The 20143-nt window shown below is 63.7% G+C and carries 29 protein-coding genes; 26 read left to right on the top strand and 3 right to left on the bottom strand.

Features of this window, described 5'->3' with window-relative positions:
* The first annotated feature begins 526 nt into the window (after positions 1 to 526).
* The 6 genes from CH249_RS27620 to CH249_RS14695 are packed head-to-tail and all read left to right on the top strand — an operon-like array spanning position 527 to position 2241.
* Positions 527 to 760, top strand: a complete 234-nt coding sequence (locus CH249_RS27620; protein ID WP_143544487.1) for a hypothetical protein — start codon at positions 527 to 529, stop codon at positions 758 to 760.
* A gap of 4 nt (positions 761 to 764) precedes the next feature.
* Complete coding sequence (locus tag CH249_RS14715) at positions 765 to 1115, top strand: hypothetical protein (protein WP_094698996.1); 351 nt, start codon at positions 765 to 767, stop codon at positions 1113 to 1115.
* Positions 1115 to 1468 (top strand): hypothetical protein, encoded by a 354-nt coding sequence (locus tag CH249_RS14710; protein WP_143544485.1) that lies wholly within the window; start codon positions 1115 to 1117, stop codon positions 1466 to 1468. Before CH249_RS14715 ends, CH249_RS14710 begins: the two co-directional genes overlap by 1 nt.
* The gene (locus CH249_RS14705; protein ID WP_094698992.1) at positions 1468 to 1737 is read left to right on the top strand and encodes a hypothetical protein; all 270 of its coding nucleotides are present in this window, start codon (positions 1468 to 1470) and stop codon (positions 1735 to 1737) included. The genes CH249_RS14710 and CH249_RS14705 overlap by 1 nt, the downstream gene beginning before the upstream one ends.
* Positions 1737 to 1994, top strand: a complete 258-nt coding sequence (locus tag CH249_RS28775) for a WhiB family transcriptional regulator (protein ID WP_094698990.1) — start codon at positions 1737 to 1739, stop codon at positions 1992 to 1994. The genes CH249_RS14705 and CH249_RS28775 overlap by 1 nt, the downstream gene beginning before the upstream one ends.
* The gene (locus CH249_RS14695) at positions 1981 to 2241 is read left to right on the top strand and encodes an HNH endonuclease (RefSeq protein ID WP_094698988.1); all 261 of its coding nucleotides are present in this window, start codon (positions 1981 to 1983) and stop codon (positions 2239 to 2241) included. The genes CH249_RS28775 and CH249_RS14695 overlap by 14 nt, the downstream gene beginning before the upstream one ends.
* Before the next feature lie 102 nt (positions 2242 to 2343).
* Here the strand turns inward: CH249_RS14695 and CH249_RS14690 are convergent, their stop codons facing one another.
* Entirely contained in the window at positions 2344 to 2595 is a 252-nt protein-coding gene (locus tag CH249_RS14690) for a hypothetical protein (protein ID WP_218828424.1), read from the bottom strand.
* Between the two features lie 219 nt (positions 2596 to 2814).
* On the opposite strand from CH249_RS14690, the gene CH249_RS14685 reads away from it, so the two are divergent.
* The 19 genes from CH249_RS14685 to CH249_RS28455 all read left to right on the top strand — a co-directional run bounded on the left by CH249_RS14685 (position 2815) and on the right by CH249_RS28455 (position 18298).
* Entirely contained in the window at positions 2815 to 3144 is a 330-nt protein-coding gene (locus CH249_RS14685) for a hypothetical protein (protein WP_143544483.1), read from the top strand.
* Positions 3144 to 4694, top strand: a complete 1551-nt coding sequence (locus tag CH249_RS14680; protein ID WP_094698984.1) for a terminase large subunit domain-containing protein — start codon at positions 3144 to 3146, stop codon at positions 4692 to 4694. The genes CH249_RS14685 and CH249_RS14680 overlap by 1 nt, the downstream gene beginning before the upstream one ends.
* Positions 4695 to 4727: 33 nt before the next feature.
* Complete coding sequence (locus CH249_RS14675; RefSeq protein ID WP_094698982.1) at positions 4728 to 5936, top strand: phage portal protein; 1209 nt, start codon at positions 4728 to 4730, stop codon at positions 5934 to 5936.
* Positions 5933 to 6328: a hypothetical protein gene (locus tag CH249_RS14670; RefSeq protein WP_094698980.1), complete on the top strand. Its 396-nt coding sequence runs from the start codon at positions 5933 to 5935 to the stop codon at positions 6326 to 6328. Before CH249_RS14675 ends, CH249_RS14670 begins: the two co-directional genes overlap by 4 nt.
* Positions 6325 to 8022: an HK97 family phage prohead protease gene (locus tag CH249_RS14665; protein ID WP_179273256.1), complete on the top strand. Its 1698-nt coding sequence runs from the start codon at positions 6325 to 6327 to the stop codon at positions 8020 to 8022. Before CH249_RS14670 ends, CH249_RS14665 begins: the two co-directional genes overlap by 4 nt.
* Positions 8022 to 8387 (top strand): hypothetical protein, encoded by a 366-nt coding sequence (locus CH249_RS14660; RefSeq protein WP_143544481.1) that lies wholly within the window; start codon positions 8022 to 8024, stop codon positions 8385 to 8387. Before CH249_RS14665 ends, CH249_RS14660 begins: the two co-directional genes overlap by 1 nt.
* Positions 8387 to 8770: a hypothetical protein gene (locus CH249_RS14655; RefSeq protein WP_094698974.1), complete on the top strand. Its 384-nt coding sequence runs from the start codon at positions 8387 to 8389 to the stop codon at positions 8768 to 8770. Before CH249_RS14660 ends, CH249_RS14655 begins: the two co-directional genes overlap by 1 nt.
* A 2-nt stretch (positions 8771 to 8772) precedes the next feature.
* Positions 8773 to 9186: a hypothetical protein gene (locus CH249_RS14650; RefSeq protein WP_094698972.1), complete on the top strand. Its 414-nt coding sequence runs from the start codon at positions 8773 to 8775 to the stop codon at positions 9184 to 9186.
* A 3-nt stretch (positions 9187 to 9189) separates the two neighbouring features.
* A complete protein-coding gene (locus tag CH249_RS14645; RefSeq protein WP_032377457.1) occupies positions 9190 to 9591 on the top strand; it encodes a hypothetical protein in 402 nt (133 codons plus the stop codon).
* The gene (locus CH249_RS27960; protein ID WP_032377458.1) at positions 9588 to 9881 is read left to right on the top strand and encodes a hypothetical protein; all 294 of its coding nucleotides are present in this window, start codon (positions 9588 to 9590) and stop codon (positions 9879 to 9881) included. Before CH249_RS14645 ends, CH249_RS27960 begins: the two co-directional genes overlap by 4 nt.
* A 133-nt stretch (positions 9882 to 10014) precedes the next feature.
* The gene (locus CH249_RS28465; RefSeq protein WP_094698970.1) at positions 10015 to 10752 is read left to right on the top strand and encodes a peptidoglycan-binding protein; all 738 of its coding nucleotides are present in this window, start codon (positions 10015 to 10017) and stop codon (positions 10750 to 10752) included.
* Positions 10749 to 10877: a hypothetical protein gene (locus CH249_RS28460; protein ID WP_256988322.1), complete on the top strand. Its 129-nt coding sequence runs from the start codon at positions 10749 to 10751 to the stop codon at positions 10875 to 10877. Before CH249_RS28465 ends, CH249_RS28460 begins: the two co-directional genes overlap by 4 nt.
* Positions 10874 to 11248 (top strand): hypothetical protein, encoded by a 375-nt coding sequence (locus CH249_RS14630; RefSeq protein WP_032377459.1) that lies wholly within the window; start codon positions 10874 to 10876, stop codon positions 11246 to 11248. The genes CH249_RS28460 and CH249_RS14630 overlap by 4 nt, the downstream gene beginning before the upstream one ends.
* Complete coding sequence (locus CH249_RS14625; protein WP_052070319.1) at positions 11248 to 11658, top strand: hypothetical protein; 411 nt, start codon at positions 11248 to 11250, stop codon at positions 11656 to 11658. The genes CH249_RS14630 and CH249_RS14625 overlap by 1 nt, the downstream gene beginning before the upstream one ends.
* Positions 11658 to 11927 carry a hypothetical protein gene (locus tag CH249_RS14620; RefSeq protein ID WP_094698968.1) on the top strand — a complete coding sequence of 90 codons (270 nt, stop codon included), beginning with the start codon at positions 11658 to 11660 and terminating at the stop codon, positions 11925 to 11927. Before CH249_RS14625 ends, CH249_RS14620 begins: the two co-directional genes overlap by 1 nt.
* Positions 11920 to 14694: a hypothetical protein gene (locus CH249_RS14615; protein WP_094698966.1), complete on the top strand. Its 2775-nt coding sequence runs from the start codon at positions 11920 to 11922 to the stop codon at positions 14692 to 14694. Before CH249_RS14620 ends, CH249_RS14615 begins: the two co-directional genes overlap by 8 nt.
* Positions 14687 to 16798, top strand: a complete 2112-nt coding sequence (locus CH249_RS14610; protein WP_094698964.1) for a hypothetical protein — start codon at positions 14687 to 14689, stop codon at positions 16796 to 16798. The genes CH249_RS14615 and CH249_RS14610 overlap by 8 nt, the downstream gene beginning before the upstream one ends.
* Positions 16798 to 18174: a hypothetical protein gene (locus CH249_RS14605; protein WP_094698962.1), complete on the top strand. Its 1377-nt coding sequence runs from the start codon at positions 16798 to 16800 to the stop codon at positions 18172 to 18174. Before CH249_RS14610 ends, CH249_RS14605 begins: the two co-directional genes overlap by 1 nt.
* Positions 18167 to 18298, top strand: coding sequence for a hypothetical protein (locus tag CH249_RS28455; RefSeq protein WP_256988321.1), 132 nt, complete (start codon positions 18167 to 18169; stop codon positions 18296 to 18298). Before CH249_RS14605 ends, CH249_RS28455 begins: the two co-directional genes overlap by 8 nt.
* Here the strand turns inward: CH249_RS28455 and CH249_RS14600 are convergent.
* Positions 18295 to 18513: a hypothetical protein gene (locus tag CH249_RS14600; protein WP_094698960.1), complete on the bottom strand. Its 219-nt coding sequence runs from the start codon at positions 18511 to 18513 to the stop codon at positions 18295 to 18297. The genes CH249_RS28455 and CH249_RS14600 overlap by 4 nt on opposite strands.
* Positions 18514 to 18541: 28 nt before the next feature.
* The gene (locus tag CH249_RS14595) at positions 18542 to 19378 is read right to left on the bottom strand and encodes a tyrosine-type recombinase/integrase (protein WP_094698958.1); all 837 of its coding nucleotides are present in this window, start codon (positions 19376 to 19378) and stop codon (positions 18542 to 18544) included.
* 534 nt (positions 19379 to 19912) lie between these two features.
* Here CH249_RS14595 and CH249_RS14590 point away from each other — a divergent pair.
* Positions 19913 to 20143 (top strand): acyl-ACP desaturase (locus CH249_RS14590; protein WP_179273255.1); only part of this gene is annotated, 231 nt, incomplete at its 3' end.

Raw genomic sequence — 20143 nt, 5'->3', positions numbered from 1 at the left:
CCGTTTCATCCGAGGGCGTGGGTGCCGGTCGACAAGATCTGCGCTGAGTGTCAGGAGGAGCGGGCGCGCGCTGAGCGTGACGCTGTGCCGCCGACTCTCTTCGATGAGGGTGGTGATGACGTGCCGCCCTGACTGAGCCTTGCTCGTTGTCCCTGCGCCCGTGGATCTTTCACGTACGGGTGATGCGCTTAGCCCGCGTAGTCGTCGCCCGTTAGAGGGGCCACTGCACCCATCCCGATTCGAGTGTCTGACCTGGTTAAGGCGGACTCGGGCAGGAACACCGTTGCTGGTGTATCAGGCGCTCGAAGTATCCCAGTCCCGGCAAGCCGAGTAATTCCCGCGCTTGCGTTCATACCAACCGACCGACGACCGACGCGACCGACGCGAAGGAACCGAGATCGGGTGATCCCGTGCCTTTGCGGTACGGGGTACGCCCTGCCCTCCCAACTCCCTCCGCTCCCTCTACGAAGCGTCACAACGGCTCTCAGCGCAACGCTGAGAGCCGAACAACCCCAAGGAGATTGAAATGAAACCGACAGTCGGACGAGTAGTCCTCTACCACCCGCACGAGACACAAGCTCGGTACGCCGGTCTGCCCCCTGCCTACCCCAGCACACCGCACGCGGCACTGGTCACCTTCGCCAACCCGACCGTTGCGTGGGTTGAGTTGGTGGTTTTCCCTCCGCGTGGTTCGACGTACACCGTGTCGGCGTGCGAGGGCAGGGACGACGGCGAGTGGTCCTGGCCTCCGAGGGTGTGACGGCATGGCCGAGCCGAAGAAGATCGTCTGCAAGCTGTACACGCGTAGCCGACCGATCATGAAGGCGGTGAAGGAGTTCTGCGAGACCCATGAGTTCGAGGTGGCGATCAACATGGGCGACCGTCCCGATACGGCGTCGTTCGTGGTCACGTGCGCCGACCACACCAGGGACACAGTCATTCTCGCGAACATGTACTGCACTCCGCTGTCGCGCTGCGACGTGATCACCCTGCCCGAGGGTGATCTGTATCTGGCTGCGGCGGCTCGATATTCGCGGGGCCTCACCCTCGTCGGGTCGGACCACGTGCGGCGTAAAGATCCCGGCAACAAGGAACCTGAAGGAGTGCTGTTCTGATGATGGACAAGGAGTTGGCAACGTTGCTCGATGCGACGTCGTTCCAAGTAGCGGATCTGGTGGGACCGGCCATCGTGATAGAGGGCGCAGCGAACCACCTGCTCGCCCGCCTACCCGAAACCGACGAGCACCGGTGGAGTGTGACGCAGGCGCTCGGTTCGATTGTGGCGGCACGCAAGTCGTTGCAGTCGGCGGCCGAGACACTGCTGCACGTCGTGGCCCAGGACGGTGCCGACATGCTCGCAGTCGAAGTCGACGGCGGCACTGTTACAGGTCCTCCCGGTGAGGATCTGACTGGGGTTAAGAAGCGCATGGCCGAGTTCCTACGCCATGGCTCGGTAGGAGAGGTCTGATGGCGGGCCAGTTGTTGCCGCTGGAGAACCTGCCGGGTCGGTTCGCGTCGGTGTCGTATGACGCTGAGCGGAAGATGATTGTGGTCAAGGTCGATGATGCCGAGGGCAATTTGATGTCTGAGATGTCGTGGGGCTACAGCGAGTTGGAGATCATCGAAGAGCCAGCCGCTGTCGCAGATCTAGTCATGGAGGACAACGGCCATGACGGTGAAACCGGCGATGCCGAGGAGCGCATAAGCGGTCCAGGCGGCTCGGGGTACTACGAGTAATGAGCCGTTGTCGAGGGCGTGCTGATGAGTACGAGTATGCGAATGTGCCTGGCGGGCAGTGGCGTACGAAGCGTGTGGCTGCTGAGCAGCTATGTGCTGGTTGTCCTGTCCTGTCCTGGTGTGCTCGTGACGCTCTGAAGCAGCACGCTCTCGGCATGGTGTGGGCGGGTGTGCCGATACCACCCGAGCACAACGACCGGAACACCAGCAAGGCAAGACAACTGCTCACCGAGGTGGCTCTGTATGGCAAGCGATAGGCGTCCTCCGATACCGGACGACATGGCCAAGGCGGTGCGTGCGCGTGACGGCTATGTGTGTCGCAAGTGCGGTAGTGACGACCGCTGCGAGATAGACCACGTGGTGCCCTGGCACATCGTGAAGGTGCACGAGCTGGACAACCTCCAACTGCTGTGTCTGCCGTGCAACCGCAGTAAGGGCGGCAAGGTGGAGGCCGATGGCCGTAAGACGTGGTTCGATCCTGAGTTCTTCGGTGCGTCATTATGATCGAGTGCGAGTACTGCCGCCTGATCGTGCGCATCCTGTACCCCACGACGCTGTTGCCGTGGCAGTTGTACGTGTGTCACAGGTGGCTCGGTCATGATGGGCCTACGTCGTGAGCTGGCCCCATCGCTGCTGTGCTGCTTGCCGTGTGCCACCTGTGCGCTTGGCTATATCGGCCCAACTGTATCCATCACCACGTACTGCGGTGACTGCCTGTGCTATCTGCCCATCCAGCTCTGAGCGCAGCGCTATCAGGTGTGGCAGTGACTCGATGTCGGTGCCTGCTCTGCGCCCCGCTGCCCTCACGATGCGTCGCACGAAGGCGATGTATTCGGCTGTGTCCATTGGTCGCTTCACGTGTCAAGGATGCATTGACGTAGTCGACAAGTCAATGCATCGCAGTGCATACTCATCCATGCATAATCATCCACTGTCATGCATGGTCGGTGGTGTCATCCGGTCCCCGGTTTTTGTAACGGGGACGGGTGACACCGAGGGGCTTCCTGGATTTACACCCCCCAGAGGCTCCAGAGGTCTAGTTCCAGAGAGTGGGACGAGAACGATGCATGAATATGCATGGCGGTGTGGATGGTTGTTGGATGCTCGTCGGATTTTATGCATGGCCGGATGGAGGTCGTTGTGGGCTTCGTGACGAACGAGTCGTATGAGGGATCGCTCGAGACGTTCCTGTCCGTGAACGAGTGGGTGAGCGATTCGGAGGCCCCGTATTTGGCGTCGCTGTTCCACATTGCGCGGCTCCTGGACGTGAAAGTGAAGGGCAACACCGCACTTCCGGCGGGCCTCACGATGGAATTTCGGATGCTGTTCTCCGAACTGCTCAAGCGTAAACCACCCGAGGAGCTATCGGACGACGATGGTTTCGATGATGAGATCGCCAATATCTGATGGACGCGGCGCTCCCGACGATCGTTCTGCCTGAGGAGTATCGGGAGAACTGGACTGACGAAGTCCCTCCGTGGCTGCCTCGCGTCTACACGCAGCCGATCGAAAACCCAGACTACTCCGAGGCCGACAAGCTGATTCGGCTCTCGGAGAAAGTGTTTCGGTTCGCTGCGGGCGACGAGCTGCGCCTGGACATGTGGCAGAAGTGGCTCATTCGCGAGATCCTGCAGAAGTACCCCGAGGACTATCCGGTCGAGAAGCTGCGCGGCCAGCTCGTGTACAAGCAGGTCGTCGTCTCGATGGGGCGGCAGAACGGCAAGACCGTGCTCGGTGCCGTCATGGCGCTTTACGGGCTCATCCTCATGGTGCCCCGTGCACCCGAGGTGATCTCGATTGCGGCCGTCGTGGACCAGGCGAAGAATTTGTACTCGAAGGTCCGGTACTGCGTCGACAACGTGCCGCTGCTCAAACGCCGGTTCAAGACCACCGACCGCAGCGGAATCAAGTCGCGGAACCTCCGGAAGCCGGCGACCTACGTCGTCAAAGCAGCCGGCGACGGCGACGGATTGCAGGGCTTCTCCGGCTGCCTGATGCTGCTCGATGAGCTGCACCTGCTCAAACCCGAGGCATGGGACGCACTTACCCTGGGCGCGTCGGCTCAGCCGAAGGCCCTCGTGGCCGGCTTCACCACCGCCGGCGACGACAACTCGGAGCTGCTGAAGCTGCTCTACCGCATCGGCCGTGCCGCCGCTGCGAAGGAAGAGGGCCACGATCCACGGTTCGGATTCTTCCTCTGGGAGGCAGATCCCAACCTCGAACTCTACGATCCGCAGGCCCTCGTTCAGGCGAACCCGGCGATCGCGTCCGGCCGACTCGACCTCGAAGACGAAGTGCGCCAAGGGAAGAACCGCCTGGAGTCGTCATACCGGCGCTACCGGCGCAACGAATTCGTGTCCGTCGAGAGCATCTGGATGTCAGTGCCGGCATGGCTGGCGGCCGAGTACGGCCCCATGCCCGCGTCGGCCCGCAAGCAGCCGCTCATCATCTCGTTCGCACGCTCTCGGCGCACGTGGAACTACGTCTCGATCGTCGCCTCGACCAAGTACGACGGCGTCGTGTACACGCAGCTCATCGCGACGATCACGTACGGCAACGACGAGCTGCTGCTGAAAAAGCTTGTGCAGCTCAGTCGTACGGTGCGTGTGGAGAAGTTCGTGACCGACGCCGAGACGATGAAGCCGACGATCCTGGCGCTCGACAAGACGCACCACCTACCGGCCGAATACATGACCCGAGGGAACATCGCGAACGCCACATCTGCCGTGCACTCGATGATCAAGGATGGCCGCGCGAAGCACGCCGGTCAGAAAGACCTCAAGACTCAGTTGACGAAGACTGTGACCGTGAACGTGGGCCAAGGTGTGCTGATCGACATGAACAAATCTCTCGGCGACATCGACGCGATGTATGCCACGGTCATGGGCGTTTTCATGGCCGAACAGCAGCAGCCGTTCGTGTCGCAACTGAGAATGTTTTCGAAAAGTTCTACATGAGAATCACACGCGTGGGATTAGCGTTCCCCAGCAATGAACGCAATCGGCAGGTGGTTCGGATTCGGCACCGACGTGGAGACACGCAGCGGGTCGGTCGGCTCGGCAGGCGGTGACTCACCGCGACCGGCCGTAATGCCCCCTCCCCGAATGCAACTCGGCGTCACGTGGGAAGAGGCCCTCAAAGTCTCGGCGTTCTCCCGGTCGATGGACCAGACCAACACGATGATGTCCTCGATGACTGCCACCGTGCGCGATGCACGCAAGCGCCTGATCCCGTTCGATGATCGCGCGTACCCGTCGATCGTGAACAAACCGAACCTCGAAATGGACTGGGAAGAGTTTGTGCAGTCGACGGTCAACGACCTGTTCCTGCACGGCGAATACGTGTGGCTCCGCGTCGGAGATCCGACGGTCAACCTGATTCCGGTCTCGCCTCGCGAGATGACGATCGTTCGTGAGCGTCTGCCCGATGGTACGTGGGGCCGAACTCGCTACGGGCACTTGGGCCGTGAGATCCCCCGCAGCCGCGTCGTCCACAAAAAGCACACCGCCATCACCGGCGAGGCACGCGGCATCGGCCCGCGTCAGCTCGCACAGAGCGAGCTACGCGCCGCGCTCACGCTGGCCGAGTTTCAGCGCGAGTGGTTCGACTCCGCCGTGGTCCCCTCCGGCATCCTCACCACCGACCAGCACCTGTCGAACATCGAGCAGGACGACCTCCAAGAGCGGTGGAACAACTTCCTGCGATCGCACCGAGGGCAAGCCGTCGTGCTCGCAGCCGGCCTCACGTACGACTCGATTCAGCTCAAGCCGGCCGATGCACAGATGCTCGAAGTGCAAGATGCCATCGACCGCAAGATCGTACGAATTTGCGGCACACCAGCTTTCGACCTACTCGTACCTGGCGGCACCGAATCTCGGACCTACCAGAACCTCGAACAGTCCACCCTGCAGTACCTCACCACCACCCTGGCGAAATACATGAACGCCGTCGAGAGCGGACTCACCGAGGTCATCCCACGCGGCAACAAGGTCGAGCTGGACGAGACCGGCCTGCTGCGCATGGACAGCAAGACACGCTCCGAGGTCGACACCGCCAACGTCACGAACGGCACCCGCACCATCAACGAACTGCGCGCCCGAGACGGACTGGACCCGCTCCCCCACGGCGACGAAAAGCCGGCACCACCGAAGCAGATCCCGTCCGAGCGAGCCGACCAGCCGAAGGAGATCGAGGCATGATCAACGTCATCGTCGGCCCGCCCTGCGCCGGCAAGTCGACCTACATCACCGACAACGCCGAACCCGGTGACACCATTGTCGACTTCGACAAGCTCGCAACAGCATTCGGCTCGACCGGCCACCACGACACCCCACTGTCTCAACGCCGCGTCGTCCAAGCCGCACGGCACGCAGCCATCCACCAGATCCTCATGGGCCGCGTCGAGAACGCGTGGGTCATCGACACCGACCCAACACGCATGATGCAAGCGCAGTACCGCCGCGCCGGCGCGAACATCATCCTGCTCGACCCCGGCATGGAGGAATGCCTCGCCCGCGCCACCGAGGACAACCGCCCCGACTGGACCGCCGAACAAATCCGACGATGGTACCGAATGAGGATCACCGCATGACGCACACGCAGCTCGAAACCCGCACTGCCGCAGTCGATACCGAGGTCGAAATCCGCAGCGCGCCCGTCAGTACCGTGGACGAGCAGACGCGCATCATCTCCGGTATTGCCGTCCCCTACGGCCAGGCGACCGAGATCCGCACGAAGAACGGCAGCTACCTCGAATCGTTCGCGCTGGGTGTGTTCGAGGACGACGCGCCGGCCTCCGTGCACGCCAACCACAGCTACAAGACGCGCGGCGATCTCCCGATCGGCACCGTCATATCCGGCAAGAACCGCCCCAACGGCTACTACGTCGAGTGCCGCATCGCCAACACCGTACGCGGTGACGAAGTGCTCGAACTCGCACGGGACGGCGTCCTCAAATACTTCTCGGTGGGTTTCCGCCCCGGCACCCAGGAGACGCGCGACGGCGTGCTCGTCCGCACCAAAGCGGCACTCGCTGAAGTGTCCATCACAGAAATCCCCGCCTACAAGGGCGCGGTCATCGAAAGCGTGAGAAACGCTGACACAGAACAGGAATCACGTATGGACCCCGAAGAGCTCGCACGCCTCGTCGCCGCCGGCATCAAGGACGACCCCGAGGTGACACAGCTTCGTACCGACAACGCCGAAATGATCCGCCGCATCGGAGTACTCGAAGAAGGTGGCGGCACGCAGACCCGCGGCCGTCGCGAGTTCCACACCCGCTCCGGTGGCGAACTGCTCAAGGCACTCGCCGCCGGCGACGCCGACAAGGTCACCGAGATCCGCGAAGCAATGGACGGTATCGAGGGCGAGCAGATCGAGACGCGCGCCTACACCGGCCAGGTCGTCGCAGACGGCGTCGAGCGCCCCGCATGGCTGGAGAAGCAGCTACGCCTCACCAACCGCAGCCGGCCGATGTCGACGTTCTTCAGCCGCGAATCACTGCCGGCGGACGGCAACAGTTTCGAGTACGCCAAGGTGATCGCCGAGACCGGCGCAGTGACCGTGCAGGCCGCCGAAGGCGACGACCTCGCGTACCTCGAGATCAAGCTCGGCGTCGGAGCTGGCACTGTCCGCACGGTCGGTGGCTACACCAGCTTCAGCCGGCAGGCGATCGAACGATCCAAGGTTCCGATCCTCGACACCGGCCTGCGCTGGATGGGCATCCAGTACGCCGAGGCGTTCGACCTCTACGTCCGCGCCTTCAGCGCTGCGTTGCCCACAACCGACGGCGACCCGCTGGCACGTACCAACGTCATACCGCTCGGCGCGGCCGGCAAGCCCGAGACCGCCCCCGAGTGGATCTCTGTCCTGATGGACGCCGCGTGGATGATCGACGACAACTCCAAGGGCCTCAAGGCCGATGGTGTGCTCGTCAGTCGCGACGTGGCCAAGGGAATGGCCCTGATCGAGGACAGCACCGGACGACCGGTCTTCAACGTCTCCGGCGACGGTCAGAACACCTGGGCCGGCTCGTTCGATCTCGGCTCCCTCGAACTGGTCGGAGAGATCGCCAAGCGTCCGGTCTTCTGCATTCCGCAGTTGCCGGCCGGCTACTGCTCGATGGCATCGCGCGAAGCCGTCACGACGATGGAATCGGCCGGCGCACCGTTCAGCCTCCAGGACGAGAACATCATCAACCTGACGAAGGACTTCTCGCTGTACGGCTACCAGGGCATCTACAGCGAGCAGCCCAAGGGCATCACGCGGATCACCTGGGACGCGTAATGACAACTCCCGCAACCACAAGCGTCGACGGAGGAACGCCCGAGAGTGCCGACTCGCCGGTGGTACCCACCGTCGAAGAGTTCCGGGAGTTCGCCAACGCAACATCGGCCGACGCCACGAAGCTGAAAGAGGATCTCGACATCGCCGTAGCGACGATCGATGAGTTCTGCCGGCAGCCGGTACGCCCGATCCCCGCAGCGCTCCGCAAGCGCTGGTACCTGCTCGTCGCGTCCGAGATCTTCGACGCCTCGAACGGGCCGACCACCAGTATCGACGCGTTCGGAAACTCGCGACAGACACGATCGTCACGTGACCCGATGCACGTGATCATTCGTCAGGTCCGCAGATACGTGCCGGCGTTCTGATGGACCTCACTCAGACGCAGACCACGATCATCGACACCCTGCGCGAGGAAGGTCTCACTGTGCAGGGCTGGGAGGTCAAGCAGCCGCAACCTCCCGTCGTCGTGGTCTGCCCGGCACTGCCGTCCGTGGAGACCACAGCGGCCGGTGTCACCCACGGCAAGCCGTTCATGACCAATTGGACGGTTCAGATCCTCGCGGGCAAAGGCACCGACGTCGTGGTCCGCGACGCCCTCAACGACATGATCGGCCGCGCTCTGCTCGCACTGCGGCCGTACATGCGGGACATCGAAGTCGAGTCCCCGAAATTCACCGAGGGTGACCCGAAGTATCTCGGCGCTGAAATCACAGCGTCGATCGCCATCGACATGCAGAAAGAAGAGTGACCATGCCTCCGTTCAAGGGCACCAAGGGTAAGGATCTGTCGATCGAAATCGACGGGACCGAATACAACACCGACCTCAAGGCGTTCCGATGCGAACCCGACGACGGCGAAGACATCGCGTTCAAGACCTTCGCCCGCATGAAAGAGGGCGATACGAAAGCGTGGTTCATTCGCGGCACCGGCTTTCAGGACTTCCAGACCAGCTCGTTCTGGACATACATCTGGCTCAACGCCGGCCAGAACGTCCCGTTCATCGCCCGCCCGTACGGCAACGAAGTGGCCACCGCAGACCAGCCGCACTTCACCGGCACGTGCACCATCGTCAGCAAAGCCGGCTTCGGCGGCGACGCGGACGAAGAGCACGAGTTCGAGGTCGAGTGGCCGATCGACGGCGTACCACTGCGCGTCACCGCATAGCTCATGGCCACGATGAAGATCGAGCTGTCGATCGAGGGTAAGAAACCCTTGCTCGACAAGCTGACGGTCTTCTACAAGACGGCTCGACAGCTCAAGCCGGCGTTCGACCAGATCGCGGCGAGAACATTCCTGATCGCGAACACCATCGCCCCGGTCTACTCCGGTCGCACGAAGAAGTCGATCCGCGCCAAAGGCTCGAACATGCGGGCCTACGCGAAAGCCGGTGGCGCTAGCCGGAAGTCGCACGGTGGCGGCATCTACGTCGCCATGAACCACGCCGGCACCCGCTGGGATCCGCAAGCGCCCTACCCCTTCATGTTCATCACCCTAGAGCGAGTCACCCCCTTCGCAGTACTCCGAGTCAAACGCGAAGTCATCCAACGAAAGAGAGACGCAGGACTATGAGCGCCACACCCACCACCCCGTTTCAGAACAAGCTCCAGTCGCTCAGCGGCCGTGCCCTCAAGCGCGTGCAGTCGCTCACCGGCGCGGAAATCGCTGCGAGCGAGAACATTCAGCTGATCTTCGCCGTCGCCTATGTCTCCGGTCTGCATCCCGAGGCGATCAAGGGTTGGGGCAAGAACGAAGTCGACGGGTGGAACGACTACCTCGACAACACCAGCTACCACGACGCACGTATCGCGGCCGGCGTCGAGGACGAGGACACCGACCCAAAAGACGAGCTCACGAACTAGCCAAGTTCGAGGCCCGCCGGTTGGCCGAATTCTGCATGCTGACCGGCCAATCCGACAAGGTCTACTACCGCCTGACGTTGCTCGAACGCAACGCTTTCATCGAGATCGCCAACAAGCGAGCGAAGAAGAGGAAATGATGGTCACCACCGAGAACGGATGGGAGTCGATCCCCCCGAGCAAGGTCGTACGACGTGGCATCACCGGAACGAACATCGTGCTCCCCCTGCACCCGCACGACTGCGGATTCGTGCTCATCAGCTTCGCGGCGATGTACAACCGCGACATCGAGCCGCTGACCGGTGGCGCATCCGATGAAGGCGGCTACACCGAGACCAACTCGGTGTACACCTCGAACCACAAGTCCGGCACCGCAATCGACCTGAATTGGAACAAGTACCCGTTCCGGCGCGAGACGATGCCGGCCGAGCGAGTGCGCCGCGTGAAGCAGCTCCAGGCAGGATTCCGCGGCTTGATCGACTGGGGCCGCGACTGCTGGGGCGGCAACCCAGTGGACGAGATGCACTACCAGGTCGCCAAGGGCAAACCCATGCAGGCGTACGTCGACTTCGCCAACGAGCTACGCGCCGGCAAGTTCGGCCTGTACGGCGCGACCGCACCGACGCTCGATCCGGTAGTCGTCCCGCCGGCACTGAACCCGTTCGGTGGACTGCTCATGCGCGGCACCTCCGGCGAGGGCGTGCGCCGGCTACAGGAACGGCTCAACCGGGACTACCCCCGGTACTCCCGCCTCGCGGTCGACGGCGACTTCGGGCCGGCCACCGAGCACGTCGTGCGCGAGTTCCAACGCCGCTCGAATCTGCTTGTGGACGGTATCGCTGGGCCGGCCACGCTCAAGGCTCTCGGACTGTGAGGGCGCTCCACACCTTCGCCACTGCGGTGGTGATCGGCGTTGTCGCCGGCACCACCGCAGCGGCGACCTACCTGCTCCGCACCGAACTGCCCACCGAGGCACAGCTCATGGAAGAGAAATCATGACCGCACCACAAGGCCCCCTCGATCAGGTACGCCGCGAGATCATGCGCGTGATGGGTCCAGAGATCGACGCCCGGTTCGAGCAACTGACGCCGATCATCGCGCGGGCCCTCAATCACAACGTGCCGCTCGATGAGGTGCGTATCCCCCCACCCACCGCCACGGTGCCCGCGAAGACCGCAGCGGCCCGCACAGCCATCCAAGCGGGTATTGCGCTACCACTCTCGGCAGTGCTCGCCTATGCCGCCGAGACCATCGGCGGCGACGAGTTCGAGCTGTTCGACCTCACCGATTGGAAAGGACTCGGCAGCGGCGCAGTCGTCGCCGGCATCATGGCGGTGCTCGCGTTCGGTGCACGGAAGATCGGCCGCTGATGAACGAACGCGCCGTGCTCGCAGCAGCTCGACTGTTGTCGACGCTGCTCGGCTTCGGCGCGATCGCAGTCGGGTTCCTCTACGCCGGCCCTGAGAACCTGGTGCGCCGGCCACTGCCCGCCGGCCAGGAAACCCTCGTGGTCCTCATCGAATCGGTGTTCCCCGTCTGGCCGTTCCTGTTCTGCCTCAGCGGCACCGTACTCGTGGTGTGCGCGTGGCGGCAACGACAGATCCTCGTGGCCCACGGACTCGTGGTGTTCGCGTGGTCGTTCTGGGGACTCTGCCTCATCATCGCACCACTGCGCAGCGTCCCACCCACACCGATCATCGTCGGCGTCATCGCCTTCGCCTGTTGCTTCGCAGCCAACGTCGGAACTATGCGCCTCTGGGCGGCTCTCGGAGTGAAGTAATGGACGTCGTCTCCATCGTCGTAGCCGCGATCGGCGCTCTCGCTACGGCAGTCGCCACCGTCGTATCGGTCACGGGCCGAATACAGACCGAAAACGTTGTGGCACTGGTGAAGTCGAACAAGAGTCTGAACAGTCAGGTCGCACGACTCGACGAATGGAAGATCGCGGGCCGCTACTACATTGCTCGACTGCGAGGGCAGTTGGCAGACAACGGGATCGAGCCCTTGCCGCTTCCCGCCGAACTACGGGAGGACTTGAGCGGTGAGTAATTCCGTCGATATCTACATCAACGGTCACGAGCGTGACCTGCTCCAGGCCATCGAGCGCACGAAGTCCGCGATCGCCTCGCTACGCGACTCGAAAGCCACCGTCACAGTCGACGTGGACGACGGCGAGCTGACTGTACTGAAGGCCAAGCTCGCCGCCATGCGTGATGGTGACGTGACCGTGGACGTTGCGGTCAACGACGCGAAACTCGCAGCGTTGCGGGCGAAGATGGACGCCCTCCGCAACACGCGAGTCAAGGTCACCGTCGATGTCGACCGGACCGAGCTGAACATTCTCAAGGCCGAACTGGCCGGCCTCCGTGACCGCTCGATCAATGTCGGCATCGACTCCGACCTTGCCGGCTTCCGCGCTGCCCTCGCCGCGTCCACGCTCGGCGGCGCGAACGCACGAATCAACCTCGATCTCGACACCGCAGCCGCCGCAGGCGAACTCGCAGCATTCATTGCGGCCGTTCCCCGCTCGATGACGATCAACCTCGACGTGGACACCGCCGGCGCAGCAGCCGAACTCGCAGCCTTCCGTGTCGCGATGCTCGCCCTCAACGACGACTCGATCCGACTCGGTACGAGCACAGGCGGCAACGCCGCGTCGGGCATCGCACGAATGGGCGCATCGGCCGGATCGTCGCTACCCCTGCTCGGTGCCCTCGCCCTCGCCGTCGCGCCACTCGCCTCCGGTGCGGCCGGTGCCGGCATACTCGGCACTGCCGCAGCACTCGGTGCAGTGACCGCCGCCGCCGGCGGCATGTCCGTGGCATTCGGTCTCGGCGCAGCAGCGCTCCCGATCGCAGCAGCAGCAGCGTCCGAGAAAGTGCAAGAGCACTTTTCGTTCATGGCCGACGATGTTGTCTCCACCATGAAGGAGATCGCACAGCCGGTCGAGCAGCCACTGATCGACCTCGCCACGTCGGTCGGTGCCGCGTTTCACTCCATCCGTCCGAGCCTCGATGTGGTGACCGCCGGCGCAGCCCGACTGGTCGGTGAGCTGTCCGGCTCCATGCCTGCCATCGCGAACGAAGTCGGCCCCGCCCTTGAGAAGATGTTCGCCGGCGCAGAGCCTCACATCAAAAACCTGATCGGCAACATTCCCGAGTACGTGCGCGCGTTCGGAGACTTCGCCGGCAAGCTCGGAGATCCCGCCATAGTCGAAGGCGCACAACGGGTCTTCGGTGCTCTGCCCGGCATCATCGACGGTGCCGGCGACGCTCTGGTCGGTGCCGGCGAAGCCTTCAACGGCATCATGGGCTGGCTCGATGAAGGCAACCTCTCCGGCTTCACAGACGGCATCGGCAAGCTGTTCGAGAACCTGGGCAACACCGACTGGTCCGGCGTCACAGCGGGACTGGCCGACGCCGGCAACGCCTTCGGTGACTTCATGGCGAACATCGACACGCAGAACCTTGCCACGAACATCGAAGGCATGACGCAGTTCGTCGCGGACCTGACGGGTGTTGCGGACAAGGTGGTGTCGGAGTATCAGCGGATGGACGAGGCGTTCCGTCAGTCCAATGAGCAGGACATGGGCGGTGGTCCAGTCGAGTGGGGCGCGAAAGCCGCCGACTGGTTGAAGCAGTCGGTACTCGATGGAATCGGGAACTTCGCAGACGGCGGTCTGGCGGATCTACTGTTCCCTCCCGGTGCAGAACCGCCGAAGATCCCGGCACCCGAGGTCACCCCACCGGATACGTCAGCCATCAACGACCCGTTCGCGATGCTGCCGCCGGCAGTGCTGCCTCCCCCGATCGTGACCCCACCGGACGCATCGGCAATCAACGACCCGTTCGCGATGCTCCCGGCGGCCGTATTGCCGCCCCCGACAGTGACGCCGCCGGACACGTCGGCTATCGGTGGGGCGCTGGAGAATATCGCGCCGCCGGTCATTCCTGCGCCTGTCGTGCCGGCACCCGAGGTCACGCCGGCACCGCCGGTGCCGGCCCCGGAGGTGCTGCCACCTCCACCGGTGCAGGTCGACGTCGAGGTAGTTGAAGGCGAAGCGATCACCGTGCCCCCGCCGGCCCCGGTGCCGATCACGTTCGACGTGACCCAACCGGAGCTGGTGCTGACACCGCCGCCTCCGGTGCCGATCACGTTCAACGTGACGCTGCCGACGATCAACATTCCAGCGCCGGCCCCGGTGCCGGTGAGCGTGCAGATCGACACCGCCGGCGCGAAGGTGAACCTGTCCAGTCAGGGTGCTGCCGCCGGCCAATCGTTCGCGTCCGGTCTCGCCGGCTCCGCTGGCGCGGTCTCTGCTGCTGCCGCGTCGATGGCAGCAGCCGCCGAGGGTGTCTCGGTGAACCTGTCCGGCCAGGGTGCTGCTGCGGGCGCCAGCTTCGCGGCCGGCCTCGCATCGCAGACCGGTGCCGTCGCTGCCGCCGCCGCCGCGCTGGGTGCAACCGCTGCCGCCAACAAGGGTGTCTACAAGGGCCGCAAGGGAATTGCCGCCGACCGGATCATGCTCATCCCGCACGGTCAGGCCATGGTGAAGGGCTTCATCGAGGGGCTGGGCAGCAATCGGAGTGAGCTGATCACCGAGGCGTCGGCTCTGGCGAAGGCTGTGACGAAGACGTTCGACGAGGAGCTGGTGCCGAACATCGGACTGTCCGGCGGCATCGGCGTGCAGCAGGTCGTGCACGTGACGGTCGAGGCCGGCCTCATGGCCGACCCTGTGATCATCGGCCGCGAGATCGTTGACGCGGTCGGTGCGTACGTATCCGCTGCCGGTGGATCGACAACGATCAATGTCTAAGTTCACCGACGCCACGATGGTGGCCGTGCAGGTCGAGACGGCACGCGAGCAGGTGTGGGTGCAGGACGGCATCACGCCGAACGTCTACCCTGCTGGCGGCATCGCTCTGCTCGACCTGCTCGCCAAGCGTGAGGACGCCGAACTACGCAACGTCACAACACCATTGGCAGGGAAGGGCATGTTTGCCACTGACCGCCGCGACAAGCCTCTGACCGGCGCGACCGTGGCGACATCGCTGAACCTGAACATCGACTACTCCGGCACCGGATCGAGCCGTGTCGTGAAGGACATCAGCGGAACCACGTCGAGCGTCGTGAGTGCCGAGTCGGAGACGAGTCTGGGTCCGGTGATCGTGCAGACCCGCATGCCCACACCGGTCGTGCCTGGCGATCGTGTGAACTTCGCCGGCCGGTTCGGTATCCGTCGCAGCGGTACATCGTGGGCGCTGGACGAGAACGACAATCAGACGGGCGTCTCGGTGGTCTGCACCCTGTTCGGCATCAGCCGCACCGAGGACGAGTACGGCACCACAGACCCCGTCGCGATACCCCTGCTGGAGTACGTCGGAAACTTTCAGCCATCGGTCGGGTATCAGCAGACCACCCACACGTTGCCCACGGTGTCGCCGGCTGTCGTCCCTGCCGGCGTCAGTGAGGTGCACCTGGTGATCTGGCTGCGAGCGAACACCACCGGCAAGCCCATCGCAGTGCAGTACGCAGCCAAAAAGGCCGGCGTTCTATACATCGGCATGACGTGGAACTACTTCACCTTCAGCAATGCGAACCCGCTCACCCTCACGGTCCTACCCCCGGTAGTCAATCCTGGTGCGCCGGCGGCGACGTGGCACACGCGTACGCAGGAGCAGAACCGGATCTATCGCTACACCTACGAGACGATCACCGACGATGTGGTGGAGGTGAAGACGGAGAAGATCGAGGCCGATCTCGGAGTGCAGACGATCAAGTTCGCGTCGGCCACCGTCGACCCGAAAGTCACTGCCGGCAAACGTGTTCGGATCATCGCCCTACACCCCGACGGCGTCGGTCTGACAGTCATCGCGTCCGGCCGCGTCCGGTCAAGGCGCATCGTCCCCGGCATCGGCCCAGTGCCACAGGTGGAGATCGGCGTGCACGACAGTCACGGCCGACTAGGCGAGCCTTGCCCTGCTGCGTTCGACACGTTCGCGAAGTACGCGCCGGCGCTGAATCGGCTCGGTGTCCCGGTGTCGATCGACGGCGTCGACGTGTCCGGCCCGCCCCGCCCGTTGCCCTCGTGGGGTGGTGCCTACCCGTCGTACGCCGACGATCGACTGACCTACCTCACTTCGCTCGTGATGGCCCGCAACGCCCGCAAGGGTTACTTGCGGATCACCCGCGAGGATCGCCTCGAGGTTCTGTCCGCACTGCCGGCCACCGTCGCGCTCGACCTGTCCGACGAACCCGGCGAAGCCGATATGTCGTACTCGATCGATGCCGAGTTCGGTTCTGACACCAAAGATCTCGTGAACGCTGTGCGGGTGACCGAGAACCTGCTCGACTCGGAGGACTTCACTGACCGGTATGTCGGCTCGGACGACCCGCCGGCCAAGCTCGACTTCATCGCCGGCCGCACCCAGACCGCCGAGTACCGGCGTGACGCCTCGATAGAGGCGCTGGGCCTGTCGTCCCGCACGTTCCCCGTGGTGCGTGGGTCGGGTGCGTGGGTGGACATCGCGGCCGGCAACTACGGCTCGAACTTCGCAGCGTGGGCGACGGCGATTCTCGACCAGTACAGCGGTGAGCAGACCGGCCCTCGTGCGATCACTCTGCCGATCGTGACTGCCGAGCAGCGTGCCCTCGTGTCGAAACTGAACGTGCTCGACGCGATCGTGGTGCGCCGGCTCGGTGTCGCGTACGTACGACGGATACGCCGGATCTCACACAACATCAAACCGGGCTCGTGGACGGTCAAGCTGCGGTTCGACGTGACCGGCTCGCAGGTGTACTGGCTACCCAATACCCCAGTGCCGGATATTGTTCCGGCGCTCACCCCTGCATCTGTCGGCGTTGACGGCGGCGATGTGTACCCAAGTCCAAGTAGGCCACTCGATGGAGGTAAACCCTGATGGGAGTCATACAAGTCCGGCGCGGCACCACAGCCGTGTGGGCAGCAGCCGATCCAGTCCTCGCCCCTGGCGAGCCCGGTTACGACACCGAGCGGGAGGTGTTCAAGGTTGGCAACGGCAGTGACCGGTGGTCCAGTCTCGCTGCGTCCCCCACGACGGCTGCGCTGGGGGAGACGTACCTGCCCTACGACGGGGTCTTCCCTGCTGCGTTGGTCGCTGTCGATCAATACCTGCCCGACAACGCGCCTGCGGGCTACGCCGCGATAACCGGAACGCGCTGGGACTCAACGAATTTCAACATGCAGGGGCAGCTCATTGAAGCTGTCAACCCTGCCGTGCCCGCTGCTGGGTGTGTGAACAAGCCCACGAGCCGCAACGTGGGTGCGATGATCGACTTCGAATTCGACTTCGACGGCGACAAGCTTGCACCGCACCTGCAAGCATTCGGGTACGTCGATACGCAGATCTACATCGAGCACGACGGCAAGATGAAACGACTGCGCGCCGATCCGTTGGGGACGTCTCACGAGGGCTATGTCTTCCGTGACGTCAAGTTCACCCGGCGCATACACGGTCGGGTCCGCATCGTCATGCCGTTCCTGTACTTCGTGCAGATCCTCCACGAGGGCAACGCTGTCATCCGTCGCTCCCCCGATCGTGTCCTGGCGATCACGGACGGCGACTCGTACTTCGACATGTCGAGCGCCTACGTCGCGGGCAGCGCGAAATCGTTTATGACACACGGCCCCAGTGAGGCCCTGCTGGAGAGGACAGGCTGGGCCATCGGCCGGCACGGACAGGGAGGTACCGGGCAGTTCAACAACGGCACCGGGGCCGACTCCGCAGCGCCGGCCCCCGGTGGCTCGACGCGGTTCTTCTCCCCCGACCGCCTCGCCGGCATCAAGCGCCACGGCATCGGGAACATCGACCTCTACATCGTCAACGGAACCATCAACGACGGCGAGCTGTCCGGTGGCCGCGCCGCCATGAAGGCACGGGCACTCGCGAACTACCGAGCGTTGCACGACTGGGATCCTGGCATCCTGATCGTCGTCGTCGGCCCCGAGCCGATCAACAACCCGCCGGCCAACGGGCTGCACGATCTCAACCGTCAAGGTCTCATTGACGCCGTGATCGACCACAGCGCCGAGGGCGGGTTGATCGTGTATCTCGACCCCGGTAAGCCCGGTGCGCAATGGTGGGCCGGCACGGGAACCGAGGCGGCTCCGAACGTCTACGACGCTCAGTCCAAGCTCGTCGGCATGGACGGCATCCACGGCAACTGGTACCTGTACGAGCTGTACGGGCACTGGATTGCGCTGCTACTGAGTCAGGTCCGCGTGCCCGCACTGCGAAAGGAACCCACGAATGTCTGAACCCACACAGGCCGAACTGTCCGCTGCCGCAAGCGAGGTGGTCGGCGGTCCCGACGTCGACGCCACTCAAGAGCTGCCCGACCCGCTGAAGCCGGACCTCGTAGCGTTCCCCTGGTTGGCCTAGCTGGTGACCGAAGCCAGGAATCCGATCACAACGAAGAACAGGACAACGCCCGCACAGATCCAAATCAGAACGGCGGTCGCGCGCGCCGCGTTCGGGTTGGGGGGCGTCGTTGGCTTGCGCTCACGCCGCCGGCGAACCAGCGTGTCGATTGCGAACCCCCATAGGGTAAGCAAGATCAGAACCTGAACAATCACCGACTCCTGAAACACCGTCATGCGTGATTCTTAGCACACACCGGACATATCAGGCGACGGCGCGGAACAGGTCCAGCTTGTCGATGGCGGCGCGCATTCGTATATCGCTGACGCCCGTATAGCCCTGCGTCGACGTGATGGAGCCGTGTCGCATCAATTCTTGCACCACCCGCACATCGGCTCCGTCCTCCAGCAGCGTCGTCCCGTACCAGTGCCGCAGCGGGTGTGCCGAACCGGGCACGTTCGCGCGACGGAATGCGTCACCGACGATCTGGGACACCGACTTTCGGGTCACGTGCTGCCCCGGCCGTGTCTTGTTCGAGGGGAACCACCAGCCCCGCTGTGGCATGGTTTCGGCGGTGGCCGCGAGAATCGGGTGCAGTGGCACCCACTTCTCATCGCCGCCCTTGCCTAGGATGAGCATTCGGCCGCGCGCAACGTCGACGTGTTCGCCGCGGAATGCTGCGATCTCGATGCAGCGGAGGCCGGCCAGAGTGGCAAGCAGAATCATCACGCGGGTGCGGTGGTGCATGTTCGTTTTCAGCAACTTCATGAGGTGGACATCGGCCACGGGCCGAGGCTTGCGCTTCGGTTGCCGAACAGTGCCGACTTTCAGCATTGGGTTGTCGACTCGAATGTCCTGCACCTGAAGCCATTTGAACCACGTCGTGAGGTACGAGTGATAGCAGTAGTGGGTGCTGCGTGACCACTCGGGGTGTGAGGCGTACCAGCGGACGATGTCGAGCGGCTGAGCGAACGTCGGATCGAGGCCGGCCTCGCGCTCGAACGTTCGCAGCACCCTGATTCGTTCGTACATCGTCAGGTCGGATCGGCGTTGGCCGTGCTGGAAGATCTCCCACTGGTCGATAGTCGCGTTAGTGCTCATGCGTCACAAATACCCCAAAGCGGGCAGGTCGGTCGGCATTGTTTACGGACTCGATGCACGTTCGGTGCCGAACCGGTACCGGAGGCCGTGAGCCATGGACCGACACGACGAACCCACCGCAGGCAGCGCAGTACAGGTCGACATCGTTCGCCCCCCTTGCTGAACGGCTCGATCACGCGACGGACTTCAAAGTCGGTGGCAGAGGGTGAACCATGGACCTTTTAATCCGCAGGTCGTAGGTTCGAGTCCTACTGGGGGCACCACACACCGTCCGAGTAACAGTGCTCACACCTGTCCGGAACGTACACTCGGGCGTAACGATCGGCCGAGACCGAGCGACGTGTTGGGGGAACTGCAGCGGTCGTGCACTCGCGAAGGCCGGTCGCAAGATCGACGCTCGGGGGAGACTTCGCGCCGATCGACACCGAACATCACGACCGCCGGAACAGCAAGTGAACAGCCACGACGAGGTTCACACCGAACCTACGGTGCCGTAAGCTGGACCGGTCGTACGCAATCTATGGAGGCGATCTAATGGCGAGGGATCTGACACAGCTCGAGCTTCTGCAAGAGCTGGTGCCCACTGCCGAGGACAATGTGAACCGTCACATCTCGATGGCTCGGGAGTGGCACCCTCACGACTACGTGCCGTGGGACGAAGGTCGTAACTTCGCCGCACTCGGCGGCCAGGACTACGACCCGGAGCAGTCCAAGCTCTCCGACGTCGCACAGGCCGCGATGATCACCAACCTGCTCACCGAGGAC

The sequence above is a fragment of the Rhodococcus sp. 05-2255-3B1 genome, from assembly GCF_002258545.1.
Lineage (GTDB): Bacteria > Actinomycetota > Actinomycetes > Mycobacteriales > Mycobacteriaceae > Rhodococcoides.
This window is presented reverse-complemented; position numbering and strand designations above follow the sequence as displayed.

Excerpts from the sequence above, each read along its gene's own strand:
- CH249_RS27620 (WP_143544487.1), top strand. The coding sequence starts at position 527 with ATGAAACCGACAGTCGGACGAGTAGTCCTCTACCACCCGCACGAGACA.
- CH249_RS14715 (WP_094698996.1), top strand. The coding sequence starts at position 765 with ATGGCCGAGCCGAAGAAGATCGTCTGCAAGCTGTACACGCGTAGCCGA.
- CH249_RS14710 (WP_143544485.1), top strand. The coding sequence starts at position 1,115 with ATGATGGACAAGGAGTTGGCAACGTTGCTCGATGCGACGTCGTTCCAA.
- CH249_RS14705 (WP_094698992.1), top strand. The coding sequence starts at position 1,468 with ATGGCGGGCCAGTTGTTGCCGCTGGAGAACCTGCCGGGTCGGTTCGCG.
- CH249_RS28775 (WP_094698990.1), top strand. The coding sequence starts at position 1,737 with ATGAGCCGTTGTCGAGGGCGTGCTGATGAGTACGAGTATGCGAATGTG.
- CH249_RS14695 (WP_094698988.1), top strand. The coding sequence starts at position 1,981 with ATGGCAAGCGATAGGCGTCCTCCGATACCGGACGACATGGCCAAGGCG.
- CH249_RS14685 (WP_143544483.1), top strand. The coding sequence starts at position 2,815 with ATGGCGGTGTGGATGGTTGTTGGATGCTCGTCGGATTTTATGCATGGC.
- CH249_RS14680 (WP_094698984.1), top strand. The coding sequence starts at position 3,144 with ATGGACGCGGCGCTCCCGACGATCGTTCTGCCTGAGGAGTATCGGGAG.
- CH249_RS14675 (WP_094698982.1), top strand. The coding sequence starts at position 4,728 with ATGAACGCAATCGGCAGGTGGTTCGGATTCGGCACCGACGTGGAGACA.
- CH249_RS14670 (WP_094698980.1), top strand. The coding sequence starts at position 5,933 with ATGATCAACGTCATCGTCGGCCCGCCCTGCGCCGGCAAGTCGACCTAC.
- CH249_RS14665 (WP_179273256.1), top strand. The coding sequence starts at position 6,325 with ATGACGCACACGCAGCTCGAAACCCGCACTGCCGCAGTCGATACCGAG.
- CH249_RS14660 (WP_143544481.1), top strand. The coding sequence starts at position 8,022 with ATGACAACTCCCGCAACCACAAGCGTCGACGGAGGAACGCCCGAGAGT.
- CH249_RS14655 (WP_094698974.1), top strand. The coding sequence starts at position 8,387 with ATGGACCTCACTCAGACGCAGACCACGATCATCGACACCCTGCGCGAG.
- CH249_RS14650 (WP_094698972.1), top strand. The coding sequence starts at position 8,773 with ATGCCTCCGTTCAAGGGCACCAAGGGTAAGGATCTGTCGATCGAAATC.
- CH249_RS14645 (WP_032377457.1), top strand. The coding sequence starts at position 9,190 with ATGGCCACGATGAAGATCGAGCTGTCGATCGAGGGTAAGAAACCCTTG.
- CH249_RS27960 (WP_032377458.1), top strand. The coding sequence starts at position 9,588 with ATGAGCGCCACACCCACCACCCCGTTTCAGAACAAGCTCCAGTCGCTC.
- CH249_RS28465 (WP_094698970.1), top strand. The coding sequence starts at position 10,015 with ATGATGGTCACCACCGAGAACGGATGGGAGTCGATCCCCCCGAGCAAG.
- CH249_RS14630 (WP_032377459.1), top strand. The coding sequence starts at position 10,874 with ATGACCGCACCACAAGGCCCCCTCGATCAGGTACGCCGCGAGATCATG.
- CH249_RS14625 (WP_052070319.1), top strand. The coding sequence starts at position 11,248 with ATGAACGAACGCGCCGTGCTCGCAGCAGCTCGACTGTTGTCGACGCTG.
- CH249_RS14620 (WP_094698968.1), top strand. The coding sequence starts at position 11,658 with ATGGACGTCGTCTCCATCGTCGTAGCCGCGATCGGCGCTCTCGCTACG.
- CH249_RS14610 (WP_094698964.1), top strand. The coding sequence starts at position 14,687 with ATGTCTAAGTTCACCGACGCCACGATGGTGGCCGTGCAGGTCGAGACG.
- CH249_RS14605 (WP_094698962.1), top strand. The coding sequence starts at position 16,798 with ATGGGAGTCATACAAGTCCGGCGCGGCACCACAGCCGTGTGGGCAGCA.
- CH249_RS28455 (WP_256988321.1), top strand. The coding sequence starts at position 18,167 with ATGTCTGAACCCACACAGGCCGAACTGTCCGCTGCCGCAAGCGAGGTG.
- CH249_RS14600 (WP_094698960.1), bottom strand. The coding sequence starts at position 18,513 with ATGACGGTGTTTCAGGAGTCGGTGATTGTTCAGGTTCTGATCTTGCTT.
- CH249_RS14595 (WP_094698958.1), bottom strand. The coding sequence starts at position 19,378 with ATGAGCACTAACGCGACTATCGACCAGTGGGAGATCTTCCAGCACGGC.